Below are 15,626 nucleotides of genomic sequence, written 5' to 3'. Positions count from 1 at the left end.
CTCTTATCTAACTAATTCCATCTCTTCTGTTATATAAATTAAACAATCAAAACATACTTCTATAAAGCTCTTTCTCCCAATCATTATATTTACATCTTTATCATACTCACAAGACCTCAATACTGGTATTGTTACAAGTTCTAATTCACTATTAACTCTATTTTTACATCTATCACACTCATAAACTAAATAACTAGCCATTTTACACCTCTCTTTTTTCTACATTTTCATAAGCTTTACAAATCATGTCATATTCTTCTCTATTTAAATCTTTGATTTCTTTGCCTAACTGCTTAAAAACCTTTTCTTTCAACTTTTCTTTACTAACACCAGCATTATAAGCTATTGCATACAATCTACTTAATTGTTTAGTAGACAAAAATTTAACCTCATTACTTCTATTTTCTTCATCAAATTTATTTAAGTTAGTATTATTTTTAAACTGCTCTTTACCACTTATTGCATCAAAACTATCATTTTCAGTTATATTAAGTAACTGAATATACAAATATCTAGTTTGATAGGTTTCTATACCTCCTAGTGCTTGTAATTCATTAGAGCCTTTAAGTTGTAAGTCTCGCATTGGAGAAGTGAATGTAATCTGCTCTAATGGGTTTTCTCCATTTATCAATGTTAATGTTGCATACTCATTTGTAAAAGTCACTATAGGGCATAATTTAGCTTCTTCCAATAAATCTGTTGCTTGAGGTAGAAAGTCTGCTAACTCAAAATACTTGAAGTTAGCAAACTTATTTTGACCACTCTTTTTAATGTCTAGTTTATTAAATCTGACTCTTACATCCATTAATTTAATATATATATTTTTGTTATCCATCAATCTCCCTCCATATATTTTATGTTTTGTTCTAAGATTTTCATAAAGCCATCTATGTAATCACCATAAAGTTTTTTTAACTTATTATCTTCTAAATGTTGCTTAAACTCTTCTAAAGTCCACTCTTTTTTATGTTTATCTATACAAGATTCTAATGCTGATACTTGTCCAAATTTTAAATCTAAATCTACTTCATCAACTGTTGTAAAATTTAATAAAAATAATTGTTCTTCTAATACTTGAATTATTTCTTCTCTACTTTTCAAAATAGTCCCCTCTATGTTATAATTATATTGATATTATGATGTTTTTTTGAATTGAGCCTTTGCAGAGGCTCTTTTCTTATATCTGTACATTTAAAGGTCTCTCCCTTTCTAAATATTCTTGATACATCATAATTTCCCTAAAATCATCAGATGCTTCTAATTCAATATCATATTCAAGCATTTTAAGTATATTTTCACTGGCTATTTTTACACCTTCCCACCAATTTAATATATTAATGTTACTAGTCTCATTGTTATCTTTTAACCTTTCAATTTCTATATTAGCTCTTTTAATTTGACTTATTGCAAATATTTTAGCTGTATTCACTTACACTCACTCCTTTTATTTAATGTAAAAATCTAATATTATAATCGCCTTGTTGAATATCTTCTATCGTTAATAATTGATATTGTATGCATCCTCTATATTTATCAAAATAAGCTAAATTTAATTCATCACTAGTAGCTACTATTACAATACAATCTCCTTCAAAATTAATTTTTCTTGAGCTTATTTTTATTGCCTTACCTACTTTGAATTTACTTAAATCAAATTTTAATACTAATCCTTCCATACTAATTTTCCTCCTTGATTAATGTCCAAACATTTCTTTTCTAATTCTATATATTTCATCAAAATCTAATGGTGTAACCATATATGATATATCTATCGGTGGAATATTTTGAAATGCTCTTTCTGCTTCTTCCATTGTATAAATTCCACATTCATTCAATGCTTTCCATGTCCTTTTTAATTGTGCCTGAAATTCTTCTTCTGTTTTGTAATTCATCATAATTTATCACCTCCTATTAAATGTTTTTTCTAGCCCATAAATCAGTTTCTTGTGCTAATTTTGAAATTTGCTTTAATGTGTCTAATACATATTTTTTAAAATCATCTTTTTCATATTCTTCTACTGAACCTTTTTCAGATATATCGAGTAATATTTCAGTCATTTTTTCAAAATCATTTCTAGTTGCTAAAATCTCAATGGTTAATCTATCCAAACTTTTTAGTTCTAAGTTTTGTGCATATCTAATTCCTATTGAACATTGATTCTTACAGTAATAATTAATTAGTTCTGGTGCATTATATACACTTGAAATTTGTAACACTTCATCAGCTCTAGGTGTGATATTTCCTAATTCAATTCTTGCTAATTTTGTACAATCCATTGATAAATACTGTGATGTGCTCTCTCTACTCCTCATATCTTTATTTCTTTCTGCACATTCTAATCTAGCCTTGTAGTAAATACTGTTTAACGCTTTTGTTGCTATCCTTGCCATATACTTTCCTCCTTTTAAGATAAACTTAGATTATTTGTAATCTATTTTAAAAAACTAATTTAATTTTATTATCTGATTTTAGCTTGTTTATAAAATAAACTTGTCCTTTCCCAGTGATTTTTACTGTTCTAGTTACTTTAGTGCTTCCATCAGGGTTATTTATTACTCTTTTTTTAACTTCCATTATTCCTAAATTCATACTTTTTTGAGTTGGTATATTATAATCCTCACCTTTACGCTTAATTAAATATCCATTATCTCTAAGCCAATCAAATAGTCTATTTTGACCTGTATCTACACCATTTTGTTTTAATATTTTTGCTAGTTCACCAACTAGTATTGAATTTTCAGAACCTAGAACTGCATCAGCAAATAATACTTTTGGTTGTTGTAATTGAATCACTTTATCTTTTTCCTCTATTTCTATACTTTTCTTTTCTATTGTCTTTTGGGCTACCTGTAATGCTCTTGCCATTATTTCATCATCTGACATATCTTCTGTTGTATGTATATATCCTCCAGTTTTACGAATTTCTTTTATTATCTTTTTAACTTCTTTTTTAAATTGTTTAGCAATTTGTTTTCTACTTTGCATCAAAACCTCATACAATCCATCTTCTGTTAAAAATAATTTATTTCCACCACTATTACTATTTGTAATAGTCACTTTTTCTTCTTCATCTATACTCATTAGCATTTTAGAAGTATTATAGTATCCTTCGCTTGTCTTACTGTAATCTATCCATTCAGCTACATCCCTAGCTAAAAATAGTGGATTTTCTAAAGTTCCATAAACTCTAAATTCTTTACCTAATAATTCTTGTTCTTTAATTATTTGTAAATTATTCATACTTACCAACCTCCTCACTCTCAATTTCTTTTATGTAATTCCAAAGTATGTGTAATATTAAAGAATTCTTGGACATTCCTTTTTCTTCTGCTATTAGTATTAATTTTGTATTTAAATCATATGGAATTCTTAAGCCAGTTCTTACTCTATTTCCTAACATATTTTCCTCCTGTTTTGTTATCTATGTGTTGCCTATCTTTAATACAAAGTATAACACCTTTTTATTATGTTGTCTATGTGTTGCCTATATATTTTTTATATTTATTTTTATGATATAATTGTTGCCAAATAGACTACATAAAGGAGTTGATATTATGGCTAAAATGGGTACATATAAAAATCCTCATTTTGCAATTAGAATACCAAAGGAAAAACTTGATAAACTTAAATATATAGCTGAATACAACGCTCGTTCGGCTAACAAAGAAATAGAGTTTCTTGTTACTAAACATATCGAAATATTTGAAAAAGAACATGGTTCTATAAGTTTGGACTCTGAATAAATTCTTGTAATATACTTAATAGAATACTATTAAAACTTCTTCCTTTTTTACTTGCCTGCTTTTCTAACTTTTCTTTAAGTTCTTTAGGTAGGCGTATTGTTGTTTGTTCTCTTTGCACCTAATCACCTCTTTTATATTCTATATTCAAATTTCAAAATATTTCTTTCTGCATATTCTAACCTAGCTTTGTAGTAAATACTGTTTAACGCTTTTGTTGCTATCTTTGCCATATACTTTCCTCCTTTTAAGATAAACTTAGATTATTTGTAATCTATTTTAAAAAACTAATTTAATTTTATTATCTGATTTTAGCTTGTTTATAAAGTAAACTTGTCCTTTTCCAGTAATTTTTACCGTCCTAGTTACTTTAGTGCTTCCATCAGGGTTATTTATTACTCTTTTTTTGACTTCCATTATTCCTAAATTCATACTTTTTTGAGTTGGTATATTATAGTCCTCACCTTTACGCTTAATTAAATATCCATTATCTCTAAGCCAATCAAAGAGCCTATTTTGACCTGTATCTACACCATTTTGTTTTAATATTTTTGCTAGTTCACCGACTAATATTGAATTTTCAGAACCTAGAACTGCATCAGCAAACAGTACTTTTGGCTGTTGTAATTGAATCACTTTATCTTTTTCTTGAATCTTTAATTGATTTGCTTCTTGTTCTTCTATCCAACGTTTAGCACGTTCTATTGGGTTTTCTATCAAATAACTATCATTCGATTGTGAATTTACCATATTATATGTACCAGTTTTACGAATACTAGGCAATATATCATTAGTAACCCAACGTTTAAATCCTTTTGCATTTGGTAATTTAGAACTTAATATTAAAGAATAAAGTCCACTTTCATTGATAATAGGAGTTCCTTTTGTTCCCACATCAATAAATCCTAATTCCTTCAAATCGTTAAATGCGATTTGCTTTTTGTCATCTTCATCAACATGTTTTATCAAAGCATCACTTATATTCGAATAACCTAACTTTTCTGCAACATCTTTTCCTACAAAATAAATTTCATCATAAATTTCTAGTACTCTAATTTCTCCAAAAGCTGTACTTTTAAATACTTTTAATTTCTTCACCATAAATGCCTCCTCATACACATATTGTGTTATATATTTTCAAAAAAAATTTCATCTATATTCACATCTCTAAAAATCAGTTTAAATTTCCTTAAAAAATTGTAACTTGGATTTCTAATGCCAAGTTCAATCTTAGAGTATAAAGTTAGTGTTATACCTAATTTTTTTGCCATTTCTTTTTGAGTCATTTTTTTATAATTTCTAAAATCAACTAAACTATTGTGCATTTAACCACCCCCTATTTACTACACGTTTTGTGTTCTTATATTTCCATAATATACTACACAATACGTGTTGTCAAGTTTTTTTTATACTTTTTGTGTAGTAATATTTTTTTCTACACTTTTTGTGTTATTATAATTCAAAAAGGAGTTTTTCCGATGTTTGCAAAAAGATTAAAAGAACTTAGAATAGATGCTGGTTTAAAACAGTCTGAATTAGCCAAAAAACTGGATATATCGCCTAGTACAATAGGTATGTATGAACAAGGTAGAAGAAGTGCTGATCAAGAAACTTTGCTAAAAATATCAGATTTCTTTAATGTATCTACAGATTATCTTCTTGGAAAATCAAATGAAAGAGAAATAAATGAATTTATTGAAAAATTAGATTCCCCAAAAGATATAAAAAATATGTTAAAAATCTTTACTGAATTGAGTGAAGAAGCACAAGATAGGATGTTGAGCATAGCAAAAGTGTTTTTGGAGGAAGAAAAATTAAAAAAATAATATTTACTTATATAAATTTAAAGAGATGTTTTAAAATAAACTAATTATTTTTAAACATCTCTTGTTATTTAAAAATATTAAATACAATTACCTTTTAATTATAATTCATAGTTTATTTATTCATCTCTTTCATAAATAGAGAGCAATATTTCAAAATATTCTGTTATTTTTTCTGAATTAAGCTTATCTAATTCAATTAATATTTCATTTAATTCTAATACCTTTATTTCTAAATCCCCCATTTAAAGTATCCCCCTCTATCATGTATTAAAAATTCTAGCTACTCTTTATTTTCACACTCTATTCACATAGAATTTTCTTAATTACATTTTAGCACATATTTTTACTCAAAAATGTCGCTATCACCGTCATTTACTTTACAATTCTACAAATGTCAACATGTATAAATTAAAGTAAAGGGAGGTTTTAGTATGTTAAAAGAATTAAGAAAAAAAAGAAGATTAACACAAAAAGATTTGTCTGAAAAAGCAAATTTAAGTAGAACTTACATTTCAGAGCTAGAAAGGGGGCTATATAAGAATATAAATATAGATGTAATTATTGATTTGTCACTTGCATTAGAAATAGATTGTCTCATTCTATGTGAGTACTTTATTGAAGAAAATTTGAAAAGAAGGAAAATATAATAGTAAATATTTTGATAGCATAAGAATAGAACAATTACAAACTACTCTAATTTTATGTTATTGAATTAATATGAAGGTTGTATAATAAATCAAAAATAACTTGTTTTACATATAAAAGTAGACTTTTCCATAAAATATATTGATAAATAGGTTACTTTATGTATATTATTAACTATATATGTATATTTATGATATGGGGGGTTACTATGGATTTTTCAGATAAAATAAATCAATTTAGTAAGAGGATAGAAACATTAAAAAATAACTTAACCACAGAGGAAGCAACAAAAACAGCATTAATAATGCCATTATTTCAAATTTTAGAATATGATATTTTTAATCCATTAGAGTTTATGCCTGAATTTATAGCAGATGTAGGTGTTAAAAAAGGTGAAAAAGTTGATTATGCAATATTAAAAGATGGCAAACCATTGATTCTAATAGAAGCAAAATGTGCAAGTGATAAATTAAAAAAACATGATGCTCAACTCTTTAGATATTTTACAGCAACAGAAGCAAAATTTGCAATACTTACTAATGGAATAATTTATAAATTCTTCACTGATTTGGAAGAAAAAAATAAAATGGATGAAAAACCATTTTTGGTATTAAATTTATTAAATATGGATGACAATAAAATATCTCATCTAAAAAAATTCACTAAAAATTCTTTTGATATAGATACAATCTTTAATATCGCATCAGAATTAAAATACACTAGTTTAATAAAAGCACAATTAAATATGCAATTAGAAAATCCATCTGATGAATTTGTTAGATTCATAATAAATGATTTTTATAATGGAATTAAAACTCAAAATGTAGTTGAAAAATTTAGACCTATTGTAAAAAGGTCATTATCTCAATTTGTTAATGATTTTATGAATGAAAAATTAAAGCTCCTATTAGAGAATGACAATGAAGATTATGAAAAAAAGAAAGTGAAAGATAGCAAAAAGAAAGAAAAAAATAAAATAGATAATGATATAACAAAAAAACAAGATGAAAATAATCTTCCTAAACCCGAAATCGAACCTAAAAATAATATATTATTAACAGAAGATGAATTAAAAGCAATAGATATAGTTCAAGACATTTTAATAGAAAATGTATCTAAGGATGAAATAAGTTATAAAAAAGTAAAAGATGATATATTTATATTATATAAAAATGATATTAAAAATTGGATATGCAAAATAACGCTAAATTCATCTAATAAAACTATCTCTCTTCCTAATGGTGAAAATGATTATTTAGAATACAAAATGGATGAAGTGATAGATATAAAAGAATTAAAAGATGATCTAATTTTCATCATAAAAAAATACATAAAATAAGATTATAATTCTAAATATATTTATAAAAAATAGCATGTACTATAAATATTACATTTCCTTTGTACAAAGATAAGATGGCTTTAGGCTACTCTATTTTTGTACAGGTTATGTAATACGCTTTATTTTAGAACATTTTATTCTAATGTTTGAGTGTTTTAGAAAATTTATATAGCCTTACAAACAAAACTGTAAGATTAGCTATAAATATTACAATAATACTTTCTTTTCTACTTCACTCAGATCAAACTTATTCTTCCATATTACCCATCTTATAATATTTAACTAGATTTTATTGTAGTATCATGAAAATAATTAAATTGTATCATTTCATCATGCTAAATATACTATTTTAAACAAATTTCAACTCTTATAAACTCTACTTAGAGAGGTGATAATATGAAATCTGCACTATATGTAAGAGTAAGTACACACTATCAAGTAGACAAAGATTCCCTACCATTCCAACGCCAAGAGCTTATAAACTACTCCAAATATGTACTTGGAATAGACGACTATGAAATATTTGAAGATGCAGGATATAGTGGCAAAAACACAGATAGACCAGCTTTCAAAGATATGATGAATAGAGTAAGAAATAAAGAATTTACTCATATACTAGTTTGGAAAATAGATAGAATATCAAGAAACTTACTTGATTTTTGCGATACCTATGAAGAAATAAAAAAACTAAATGTAATATTTATCAGTAAAAATGAACAATTTGACACTAGTTCAGCTATGGGTGAAGCAATGTTAAAAATAATACTTGTATTCGCTGAACTTGAAAGACAACTTACTGCAGAAAGAGTATACTCAATTATGCTTTCACGAGCTGAAAAAGGATTGTGGAATGGTGCTAATTGTCCTATTGGTTATACTTATGATGAGGAAAGTAAGTTCCCTCAAATCGACACTCAAGAATCCATAATAGTAAAAATGATATATGATAAATACGAAGAATTAAAATCAACTTCAAAAGTTTCATCTTATTTAAACAATAATAATATAAAAACAAAAAGAAATGGAATATGGACAAGTAAAACAATTTGCGACATTATAAGAAATCCATTTTATAAAGGAACTTATCGTTATAATTATAGAGAAAGTGCACGAGGAAAAATAAAAGATGAAAAAGAATGGATTATAATAGATAATAATCATAGTAAAATAATATCTACTGAACAATGGCAAAACTGTAATGACATAATGAATACAAATGGTTCAAAAGTTTCAGCATCCTTTAGAAAAAATGTTATAAATACCCATATATTTGGTTCATTTCTAGTATGTGGATGTTGTGGTAATAGATTTGTATCAAACCTTGATAGACCTAGAAAAAATGGCTATAAACCTTCATCATATAGGTGCTCAAGTAAATTTAAGGATGTTTATTGTAATTCTAAAATTATTACAGATATAACTCTAGGTCCATTTATTTTCAACTATATACTAAATCTTATAAAAGTACACATTTATGGAGTTAAGAATATAAAAGAACTTGAAAAAAGACTCCTTCAAGGTAATACATTTAAAAACATAGTTGGAATAAAACAAGATGAGCTTGAAAACATGTACATTTGTATATATGTTTCAAAGAATCAAAAGATTAGGCAGCTAAATAGAAATAATATTAAAAAGAAAAACAGTAATATGAAAGATACTACTATTAAACTTTTATTATCAGAAAAAGAAAAGTTTGAAAATGCTCTTAATAAACTTGAAGATTTATTTTTATTCTCTAAAGATATGTCAAAAAAACAGTATCTTTTAAAAAAAATTTCACTTAAAGAAAATTTATCTGCAATTAATAATAAATTGGAGATTGAATCTAAAAAAGCAGATAATAACTCTTTACCTAATGATATGTCCTTCTTAAAAACTGCAAGTAATTTTTTACTTTCATTTAATTTATTGAATGAAAAAACTGTTGACTATAAAGGATTAGTTATGAATATGGATAAACAAATTTTAAAAGATTTTATTGAATCTATGATAGATAATATAACAATAAAAAATGGCATAATACATAGCATAAAGTTTAAAAATAATCTTACAAATACATTTATATATAAATAATAAAAATAAGCTATTCATGAATCATTGAATAGCTTATTTTATATGTTAATAATAGTAGTGAGCATATAACCATGTTAACTTACACTAAAGGACATCCAAAGGTTTGAGTAAACACGAGTTTTCTCTTTCCAGTTCTGTTGAAGTATTCTTCATTTTGTCTGTGTATTTGTTCTATATATTTATCTTGTTCTATATATTTATCTTGTTCTTGTATTTTCTCTATAGGTATTGTTACTTGTTTTCTTTTGCTCACTTCTATTCCTCCTAGTTAATTTCTTATATTACACATAACCTTAATTATATCAAATAAGAAAAATCTTTTAAAGATATTATTATTTTTATATGTGTGTTTTGATAATAATTTAGATATAGTATATTGCTAAAAAATAAAAAAAGATGTTTTAAATTTTAATTTAAAACATCTTTCTTATATTAAAATGTCCTATTTCCTACTGAATTATAATTAAACCTATTTATTCTCAATCAAATAACAATTATTTAGTATTAAATATTGTCCTTCCTCAACTGTTATATATCTGTTTCCTGAGAAAACATCATTAGTAACTATTCCATCCACATCACCCAAGCTATCATCTCTAACTTCATAATATGCATCAGAAGAATTTGAAACTATAGTATATTCTCCAGCAGGAATTTCTAGTCCAATTTTGTACATACCATTTCCAAATTTGCCATTCTTGGCCTTTTGAACTTTAGCATACTTGGCTAATATCATTGTTGAATCCTCAATTTTAATGTACTGCCCATTCTCTAAAGTTATGTATCTAGTTCCACTAAAAATATCATTTGAAAGTATACTATCAGCATTTCCTGTACTATCACTTGTAACTTCATAATAAGAAGCATAACTTCCTGAATTTGAAGTTATTAAGTATTCCCCTGCTGATATATCTTTTCCAACCTTATACATACCAGCTTTTATAGTCTTTGTAGTTGGCTTAGCATCATCTTTTATAATTCCAGTATTAATATCTCCAAGTCCATTTGTTACATTTAGACATTGTTGAATTATAGTTGAATTTATATACCCTATAGAAGTTATCTTTTTAGCATTCTTTAAGACGCTTTTATTACTGCCATTATCAACTAATACCATTGGACTATTTTTTGATAAAGATGAACCTACAAGAGCATTTGTTAATTCATATGCTCCAGCTATATAAAAATCTTTAGCATCTTTGTAAAATTTATCTATTATTGCTTTATTAGTTTCAAAGCGAGTACTTCCTCCCAATCTAGTAGATTTAGTCTTGTTTACTAAAGTAGTACTCATTGAAGATGTTCCACCTATTACATAAGATTTTAAGCCACTAGTTGAAAAAGGTATACTTCGCCCATTAGTAAGAATTATTGGTGTACTATCTCTTGCAGCTACAGATGCAATACTTATAGCATCAGCTTCTCCTTTATATGCATTTGTTAACATTACAGTGTCAACTTTTTTTATTGAGTTTATTTCTTTTGCAACATTATAACTTGTTTTTATTCTGTCACTTCCCTGAATTCTTACAACTTTTATATTTTTAGCTTTTAATGAATTTTCTACAGCTGTACTTATAGAATATGTTCCTCCAATTATATAAACTTTTGATACATTTTTTAATCTTGCAGATGTCTCAGTTGGTATAGTATTTTTTTCAGTTAATAATATAGGTGCATTTAAAGCTCCCGCTAATCCACTTGCACTTAGACCATCTGCTATAGAATTATTAGTATTAATTAGTATAGCAGTCTTATATGCATTTTCATCTGCTACATTACCTGCAATTTCATACTTATTATTTCCTTGTATCTTCTCTACAGATGATATTGCATTTACTAGTTGAATATTTGCAAATGCAAAAGAAATACTCAAAGTCAATGTTAACATTCTTTTACAGAATTTCATAATAAAATTATCCCCCTCATAATAAATTTTTAATATATGAATACATTCTCTTAATTAGGTTATGTACTTAACAAACTTATGTAAAATCGTAAACTACATTAGATTGTATTACTAATAATCACCAATGTAATTATTCATATAAATATAATTGTATTTACATTTATATTAAAAATCAACTAGATTTATATAAATACTTATAATCTTATTTTTATTCTTAATATTTTTTTTATTATGTTATTTTAATAGATTTATTTTTCTTTTTTAAGTATATAGATATATTTCTCAAAATATTCTATTTCTATTATAGTTACACATATTTTATTTGGCTAAAGTATTATTTAAATTTAGAATTTTCTATTTTATATTAAAAATATATTTTACAGATATAGTTTTATAAGTTTTAACTAAATTTCATTTTATATTACGAACTATATATTTTTTTCCTAATCAAATTTAAATAAGTTTTTCACAAAAAATATGCTTTTATTATATTTTTTAGAAATTTATAAATGGAAATATATACAGATTAAATTAAGTAGAAATTTTAGTATATTTAAATAGCTGATAAATCAGAGAAGATTAATATACAAATTTATCTTGAAAAAGCAAATTAAAATAAATTTTATATTTAATAACTACAAATGAGATACATCTAAGAAGATTAACATAGGTATGATAATTTATCTGTTAGGTTGAAGATATATTACTATTATATAAATATTTTATTAAAAACAAAAAAATATAATGCTAAATCTTTAAATAATATAAGAATAGAGTAGATATAACTACTCTATTCTTATATTGCTTGATTATTATAATAGTTTATAAAGTAAAGTATTATTTCATATTTAAGCTTGATAACTAACTCTTCTTATTGATAGGCTAACAATCTTGAATAAAAATAGTCCTGCAACTAAATTTATTAAAACAGCTGGTAATACTACTGCTAAAAATAAAGCTGTAAATGAAGCACCTGGAAGACCAACTATAGCTTGAGCTGCTAATAAGAAAATTGTTCCACTTACAAGTGTTCCTATTGGCATTATGATTGTAACTACTATAGTATCTTGCGCCTTTTTAGCTAATCTTTTTATAAAAGGCATTTTATAACTAATGTTCATTAATAAAAATACTACATTTGCTGTAAGAGTTTTATCTATTACATTAGGAATTTGACCTCCTGGAAAACTTGATGTAAGAGCTGTAAATATTCCTGTTACTATACCTGCTATTAAACAAGTTTTATAATCATCTCTATTTAAAACTAATATTACAAATAACATTGCTAGTGGTATATCTGGTTTCATTGGTAGTCCTATAGCTGGTGTAATTTGATGTATCAATAATCCCATCGCTAAAAGTATTGCATTTAAAGTTAATTTTTTTGTATTTGTTTTCATTTTTGTATTTCCTCCTATTTTTTTAATTTTCAATTTATTTTTTTGCCAATTTATTATATCATCATCTTTAACGCTGGAAATTCATAACATCTTTTTCACCACCTTCTATATTTAAATTTTTCAGTAAAATAAAAAACTCCGTCCTAAACTAATAGGACGGAGATTATCCGCGTTGCCACCTAAATTATATAAAAACTAATACAAAATTTAATTTTTATATATCTCATTATCAGGTACTTACATACCTTATTCGCTATAACGTGCGACTGACGATAAAGTCTACTCTCAAAACTATGATTTCAATTTACTCCTCTAAGGGCCATTCATTAAATTTTTTCTTGCTAAGATTCCACCATCCTCAGCTCTCTATAATGAACCTAAATTTAACTACTCTTCCTTTTCATAGGATTTAATTTACTTTATTAAATTTTGTCGTTGAAATAATAATATTATTTTTTCTAAAAAATGTCAATATGTTTTTATAAATTTCAAAATATATTTTTCCTAAAAAATAGTAAAATAAGATTATGTATTTCTTTTTATATCCAAAATCCTGTGAATAATTCCTTTGATAATCTGTTTTTTTTGCTCTAATTCTTTCTCTGTTAATTCAGTTAGTGAGTCTTGATGTAATATTGCAAATGATGAATAAAGAACAGCATTTGCAAGCTCTAAATCCGTTTCAATTGCACAACTCCCAATCTCACCTTTATCACGCATATAGTTTATATATTTTGCTATATGAGGAACTAAACTTTTTAAAGTTAATTGATTGAGTGCAATTTGCATACTCCAATGAAATTTACCTAATTTAAATGTCTTATACTTTAAAAGAGTTTTTTGTAATAACTCAAATACCACATCGATTTTAAGATTATTTGGTATACAATCATCATATAAAACATCAGAAAAACTTTTTTCATACTGAGCTAGAAATAATTTTATAACTTCATTGAATATTTCATCTTTTGATTTAAAATAGTGATAAAACATACCAACTTCACCACCAACACTATCTAAAATCATTCTTATAGAAGTATTTTCATACCCATATTCTAAAAACAAATTAAGTGCATTCTCAATAAGTTCATCTCGTTTACCACCATTTAATATTCGTTTTCGTGCCATTTTTGTATCTCCTTTTAAACAGAATATCATTCTGCTTAAATTATATCATGCTATAAAATAAACATCAATAATTAGCAAAACGCTATTCTTTAAATTATTATCTAATGAAGAACAAAATCATAACAATATACTTCCAACTAAACTATAAAATAGTTATTCATAAAAAAACTTAAAATAAGATGAAAAGCAATATTGTATATAATACAATAAAATCATATAATACAACTATGTAATTTTTATTCTTGTATTTAATAAAATTTCTTCTTCTTTCTTCTAATAAATATTATCCCAATTAAAACTATAACAATAAATACAACTATTACTGAAAGTATCAATTTTGAAAGAATATTATATATTCCTATGCTTTGACTTTTATGTTTATCTAAATTTCTATGTCCATAATTTTTAGTTCTTATAGTTCTTTTCTTCAAATTAACTCTGCTTTTTCTAGATTTACTACGTTTATGCTTACTTTTAGATTTAATAGTTTTAAATCTAGTATTATTAGATTTATAATTTTCTTGTGCTGAAGAAATGTATACACTAGAATCAATAATAGCTTCAGCCTCAACTTGCAATGGATTTATAGTGCTGATTATAAGCAAAAAAGATATAGCTATTCCAATCAATGTTTTCTTTTTTTTCATATTTTCCCCCTCATAAAAATCTTATATCTAGTTTATTATAATATATATAAAACTAAAAATTACAAAATTTTTCAAATTTCTTATATCTTTTCTTATCTTTAATATTATTTTTATCCTATCAACTTTCTTTTTTATTAAAATTTTCTAAATCAATCTCAATTCATGGCACCTAAAATACAAATCATAAGTTAAATCTATTTTCAATTAAATCTTCGATTTACAATTAAAAAGACCTAGTTAATTTATTATATTTAATATTATAATAAGTTTTTTTACAAAAGAAAAAGAATCCCATGAATAGGATTCTTTTTCTGAAATTTATTAGTATATTTAAAGCTTACTAGTATCCAATTATGATAAACTTAAACATTCTTCTATATATTGACTATATACATATCCAGAATATTTTTTTCCATTTCTATCAATATTAACCCTTGCCCATTTGCCAACACTATAACATACTTCAACTTTAAAACCATCAGGAATTGTAGTTATAATTCTAGAGTCTAATGTTCTATCATTTCTAAGTTCTAAACTTAAGCCATTCGTTCTTATATTTCCTACATAATTCTTTTTTCTATTTTTTACTATACCATTACTATTGCTTTTAGCATTGCTTAATTTTTCTAAATATTTATAAAGTAACCAACCTTTGTCATAATTACTTTCAACTTCTGCCCATATTCCATCGACACATTTTAACTTAACAATTTTACCTTCTGGTATACTTTTCAACTTCATACTATTTATGTCTGGTCTTTCTCTTAAATTTAATTTAATTTTAGTCTTAAAATTGATGCTAGATTCGCCAAAACTTTTCAACATTAATTCAGATATCATCTTAAGCCCTCCTCTTGCCAAATATTAAGTTATTAAAAATATATAACTTTAAAAAATACTTTCAACAAAAAGAAT

The 15,626-nt window shown here is 25.2% G+C and carries 24 protein-coding genes and 1 other annotated feature; of the genes, 5 read left to right on the top strand and 19 right to left on the bottom strand.

Features of this window, described 5'->3' with window-relative positions:
- Positions 1-3: 3 nt before the first annotated feature.
- The 9 genes from Q3223_RS04930 to Q3223_RS04890 all read right to left on the bottom strand — a co-directional run bounded on the left by Q3223_RS04930 (position 4) and on the right by Q3223_RS04890 (position 3,401).
- A complete protein-coding gene (locus Q3223_RS04930) occupies positions 4-201 on the bottom strand; it encodes a hypothetical protein (RefSeq protein ID WP_243193335.1) in 198 nt (65 codons plus the stop codon).
- Position 202: 1 nt separating this feature from the next.
- A complete protein-coding gene (locus Q3223_RS04925) occupies positions 203-835 on the bottom strand; it encodes an ERF family protein (protein ID WP_021386652.1) in 633 nt (210 codons plus the stop codon).
- Positions 835-1,101, bottom strand: a complete 267-nt coding sequence (locus tag Q3223_RS04920) for a hypothetical protein (protein WP_243193336.1) — start codon at positions 1,099-1,101, stop codon at positions 835-837. The genes Q3223_RS04925 and Q3223_RS04920 overlap by 1 nt, the downstream gene beginning before the upstream one ends.
- Before the next feature lie 76 nt (positions 1,102-1,177).
- Positions 1,178-1,429 (bottom strand): hypothetical protein, encoded by a 252-nt coding sequence (locus Q3223_RS04915; protein ID WP_021386650.1) that lies wholly within the window; start codon positions 1,427-1,429, stop codon positions 1,178-1,180.
- A gap of 19 nt (positions 1,430-1,448) precedes the next feature.
- The gene (locus Q3223_RS04910; RefSeq protein ID WP_021386649.1) at positions 1,449-1,676 is read right to left on the bottom strand and encodes a hypothetical protein; all 228 of its coding nucleotides are present in this window, start codon (positions 1,674-1,676) and stop codon (positions 1,449-1,451) included.
- Positions 1,677-1,694: 18 nt separating this feature from the next.
- Complete coding sequence (locus Q3223_RS04905; RefSeq protein ID WP_021386648.1) at positions 1,695-1,895, bottom strand: hypothetical protein; 201 nt, start codon at positions 1,893-1,895, stop codon at positions 1,695-1,697.
- A 16-nt stretch (positions 1,896-1,911) separates the two neighbouring features.
- Positions 1,912-2,391, bottom strand: a complete 480-nt coding sequence (locus Q3223_RS04900; protein WP_407811706.1) for a hypothetical protein — start codon at positions 2,389-2,391, stop codon at positions 1,912-1,914.
- A gap of 46 nt (positions 2,392-2,437) precedes the next feature.
- Positions 2,438-3,241, bottom strand: a complete 804-nt coding sequence (locus Q3223_RS04895; RefSeq protein ID WP_223152984.1) for a phage antirepressor KilAC domain-containing protein — start codon at positions 3,239-3,241, stop codon at positions 2,438-2,440.
- Positions 3,234-3,401 carry a hypothetical protein gene (locus Q3223_RS04890; RefSeq protein ID WP_223152983.1) on the bottom strand — a complete coding sequence of 56 codons (168 nt, stop codon included), beginning with the start codon at positions 3,399-3,401 and terminating at the stop codon, positions 3,234-3,236. The genes Q3223_RS04895 and Q3223_RS04890 overlap by 8 nt, the downstream gene beginning before the upstream one ends.
- Positions 3,402-3,555: 154 nt before the next feature.
- On the opposite strand from Q3223_RS04890, the gene Q3223_RS04885 reads away from it, so the two are divergent.
- Complete coding sequence (locus Q3223_RS04885) at positions 3,556-3,744, top strand: Arc family DNA-binding protein (RefSeq protein ID WP_223152982.1); 189 nt, start codon at positions 3,556-3,558, stop codon at positions 3,742-3,744.
- Here the strand turns inward: Q3223_RS04885 and Q3223_RS04880 are convergent.
- From Q3223_RS04880 to Q3223_RS04870, 3 genes are all read right to left on the bottom strand, one after another.
- A complete protein-coding gene (locus Q3223_RS04880) occupies positions 3,722-3,862 on the bottom strand; it encodes an Arc family DNA-binding protein (RefSeq protein ID WP_223152981.1) in 141 nt (46 codons plus the stop codon). The genes Q3223_RS04885 and Q3223_RS04880 overlap by 23 nt on opposite strands.
- A gap of 158 nt (positions 3,863-4,020) precedes the next feature.
- Positions 4,021-4,842, bottom strand: a complete 822-nt coding sequence (locus tag Q3223_RS04875) for a phage antirepressor KilAC domain-containing protein (RefSeq protein ID WP_131066228.1) — start codon at positions 4,840-4,842, stop codon at positions 4,021-4,023.
- A gap of 26 nt (positions 4,843-4,868) precedes the next feature.
- Entirely contained in the window at positions 4,869-5,066 is a 198-nt protein-coding gene (locus Q3223_RS04870; RefSeq protein ID WP_131066229.1) for a helix-turn-helix transcriptional regulator, read from the bottom strand.
- A 153-nt stretch (positions 5,067-5,219) separates the two neighbouring features.
- Between Q3223_RS04870 and Q3223_RS04865 the strand changes: the two genes are divergently transcribed.
- Positions 5,220-5,567 (top strand): helix-turn-helix transcriptional regulator, encoded by a 348-nt coding sequence (locus tag Q3223_RS04865; RefSeq protein ID WP_223152980.1) that lies wholly within the window; start codon positions 5,220-5,222, stop codon positions 5,565-5,567.
- Between the two features lie 116 nt (positions 5,568-5,683).
- Here Q3223_RS04865 and Q3223_RS04860 read toward each other — a convergent pair whose 3' ends face one another.
- Positions 5,684-5,809, bottom strand: coding sequence for a hypothetical protein (locus Q3223_RS04860; RefSeq protein ID WP_284959378.1), 126 nt, complete (start codon positions 5,807-5,809; stop codon positions 5,684-5,686).
- Between the two features lie 189 nt (positions 5,810-5,998).
- Between Q3223_RS04860 and Q3223_RS04855 the strand changes: the two genes are divergently transcribed.
- The 3 genes from Q3223_RS04855 to Q3223_RS04845 all read left to right on the top strand — a co-directional run bounded on the left by Q3223_RS04855 (position 5,999) and on the right by Q3223_RS04845 (position 9,627).
- Positions 5,999-6,214, top strand: coding sequence for a helix-turn-helix domain-containing protein (locus Q3223_RS04855; protein ID WP_021386639.1), 216 nt, complete (start codon positions 5,999-6,001; stop codon positions 6,212-6,214).
- A 206-nt stretch (positions 6,215-6,420) separates the two neighbouring features.
- Positions 6,421-7,551 (top strand): type I restriction endonuclease, encoded by a 1,131-nt coding sequence (locus Q3223_RS04850; protein WP_021386638.1) that lies wholly within the window; start codon positions 6,421-6,423, stop codon positions 7,549-7,551.
- Positions 7,552-7,947: 396 nt separating this feature from the next.
- Entirely contained in the window at positions 7,948-9,627 is a 1,680-nt protein-coding gene (locus tag Q3223_RS04845; RefSeq protein ID WP_407811705.1) for a recombinase family protein, read from the top strand.
- Positions 9,628-9,706: 79 nt separating this feature from the next.
- Here Q3223_RS04845 and Q3223_RS04840 read toward each other — a convergent pair whose 3' ends face one another.
- From Q3223_RS04840 to Q3223_RS04815, 6 genes are all read right to left on the bottom strand, one after another.
- Positions 9,707-9,880, bottom strand: a complete 174-nt coding sequence (locus Q3223_RS04840) for a hypothetical protein (RefSeq protein ID WP_407811704.1) — start codon at positions 9,878-9,880, stop codon at positions 9,707-9,709.
- A 216-nt stretch (positions 9,881-10,096) separates the two neighbouring features.
- Entirely contained in the window at positions 10,097-11,536 is a 1,440-nt protein-coding gene (locus Q3223_RS04835) for a cell wall-binding repeat-containing protein (RefSeq protein WP_054270411.1), read from the bottom strand.
- Positions 11,537-12,384: 848 nt separating this feature from the next.
- Complete coding sequence (locus Q3223_RS04830) at positions 12,385-12,936, bottom strand: tryptophan transporter (protein ID WP_054270412.1); 552 nt, start codon at positions 12,934-12,936, stop codon at positions 12,385-12,387.
- A gap of 149 nt (positions 12,937-13,085) precedes the next feature.
- Positions 13,086-13,349: a binding site (T-box leader), on the bottom strand.
- A 112-nt stretch (positions 13,350-13,461) separates the two neighbouring features.
- A complete protein-coding gene (locus Q3223_RS04825; protein WP_167641152.1) occupies positions 13,462-14,064 on the bottom strand; it encodes a TetR/AcrR family transcriptional regulator in 603 nt (200 codons plus the stop codon).
- Positions 14,065-14,312: 248 nt separating this feature from the next.
- Positions 14,313-14,711 carry a hypothetical protein gene (locus Q3223_RS04820; protein ID WP_167641164.1) on the bottom strand — a complete coding sequence of 133 codons (399 nt, stop codon included), beginning with the start codon at positions 14,709-14,711 and terminating at the stop codon, positions 14,313-14,315.
- A 351-nt stretch (positions 14,712-15,062) separates the two neighbouring features.
- Positions 15,063-15,551, bottom strand: a complete 489-nt coding sequence (locus Q3223_RS04815; protein ID WP_054270415.1) for an SH3 domain-containing protein — start codon at positions 15,549-15,551, stop codon at positions 15,063-15,065.
- Positions 15,552-15,626 lie beyond the last annotated feature (75 nt).

The sequence above is a fragment of the Clostridioides sp. GD02367 genome (genome assembly GCF_045900275.1).
Lineage (GTDB): Bacteria > Bacillota > Clostridia > Peptostreptococcales > Peptostreptococcaceae > Clostridioides > Clostridioides difficile_A.
The sequence above is the reverse complement of the archived record's forward strand: the minus strand, read 5'-3'. Positions and strand labels throughout refer to the sequence as shown.

Excerpts from the sequence above, each read along its gene's own strand:
- Q3223_RS04930 (WP_243193335.1), bottom strand. The coding sequence starts at position 201 with ATGGCTAGTTATTTAGTTTATGAGTGTGATAGATGTAAAAATAGAGTT.
- Q3223_RS04925 (WP_021386652.1), bottom strand. The coding sequence starts at position 835 with ATGGATAACAAAAATATATATATTAAATTAATGGATGTAAGAGTCAGA.
- Q3223_RS04910 (WP_021386649.1), bottom strand. The coding sequence starts at position 1,676 with ATGGAAGGATTAGTATTAAAATTTGATTTAAGTAAATTCAAAGTAGGT.
- Q3223_RS04905 (WP_021386648.1), bottom strand. The coding sequence starts at position 1,895 with ATGATGAATTACAAAACAGAAGAAGAATTTCAGGCACAATTAAAAAGG.
- Q3223_RS04900 (WP_407811706.1), bottom strand. The coding sequence starts at position 2,391 with ATGGCAAGGATAGCAACAAAAGCGTTAAACAGTATTTACTACAAGGCT.
- Q3223_RS04895 (WP_223152984.1), bottom strand. The coding sequence starts at position 3,241 with ATGAATAATTTACAAATAATTAAAGAACAAGAATTATTAGGTAAAGAA.
- Q3223_RS04890 (WP_223152983.1), bottom strand. The coding sequence starts at position 3,401 with ATGTTAGGAAATAGAGTAAGAACTGGCTTAAGAATTCCATATGATTTA.
- Q3223_RS04885 (WP_223152982.1), top strand. The coding sequence starts at position 3,556 with ATGGCTAAAATGGGTACATATAAAAATCCTCATTTTGCAATTAGAATA.
- Q3223_RS04875 (WP_131066228.1), bottom strand. The coding sequence starts at position 4,842 with ATGGTGAAGAAATTAAAAGTATTTAAAAGTACAGCTTTTGGAGAAATT.
- Q3223_RS04870 (WP_131066229.1), bottom strand. The coding sequence starts at position 5,066 with ATGCACAATAGTTTAGTTGATTTTAGAAATTATAAAAAAATGACTCAA.
- Q3223_RS04865 (WP_223152980.1), top strand. The coding sequence starts at position 5,220 with ATGTTTGCAAAAAGATTAAAAGAACTTAGAATAGATGCTGGTTTAAAA.
- Q3223_RS04860 (WP_284959378.1), bottom strand. The coding sequence starts at position 5,809 with ATGGGGGATTTAGAAATAAAGGTATTAGAATTAAATGAAATATTAATT.
- Q3223_RS04855 (WP_021386639.1), top strand. The coding sequence starts at position 5,999 with ATGTTAAAAGAATTAAGAAAAAAAAGAAGATTAACACAAAAAGATTTG.
- Q3223_RS04850 (WP_021386638.1), top strand. The coding sequence starts at position 6,421 with ATGGATTTTTCAGATAAAATAAATCAATTTAGTAAGAGGATAGAAACA.
- Q3223_RS04845 (WP_407811705.1), top strand. The coding sequence starts at position 7,948 with ATGAAATCTGCACTATATGTAAGAGTAAGTACACACTATCAAGTAGAC.
- Q3223_RS04835 (WP_054270411.1), bottom strand. The coding sequence starts at position 11,536 with ATGAAATTCTGTAAAAGAATGTTAACATTGACTTTGAGTATTTCTTTT.
- Q3223_RS04830 (WP_054270412.1), bottom strand. The coding sequence starts at position 12,936 with ATGAAAACAAATACAAAAAAATTAACTTTAAATGCAATACTTTTAGCG.
- Q3223_RS04825 (WP_167641152.1), bottom strand. The coding sequence starts at position 14,064 with ATGGCACGAAAACGAATATTAAATGGTGGTAAACGAGATGAACTTATT.
- Q3223_RS04820 (WP_167641164.1), bottom strand. The coding sequence starts at position 14,711 with ATGAAAAAAAAGAAAACATTGATTGGAATAGCTATATCTTTTTTGCTT.
- Q3223_RS04815 (WP_054270415.1), bottom strand. The coding sequence starts at position 15,551 with ATGATATCTGAATTAATGTTGAAAAGTTTTGGCGAATCTAGCATCAAT.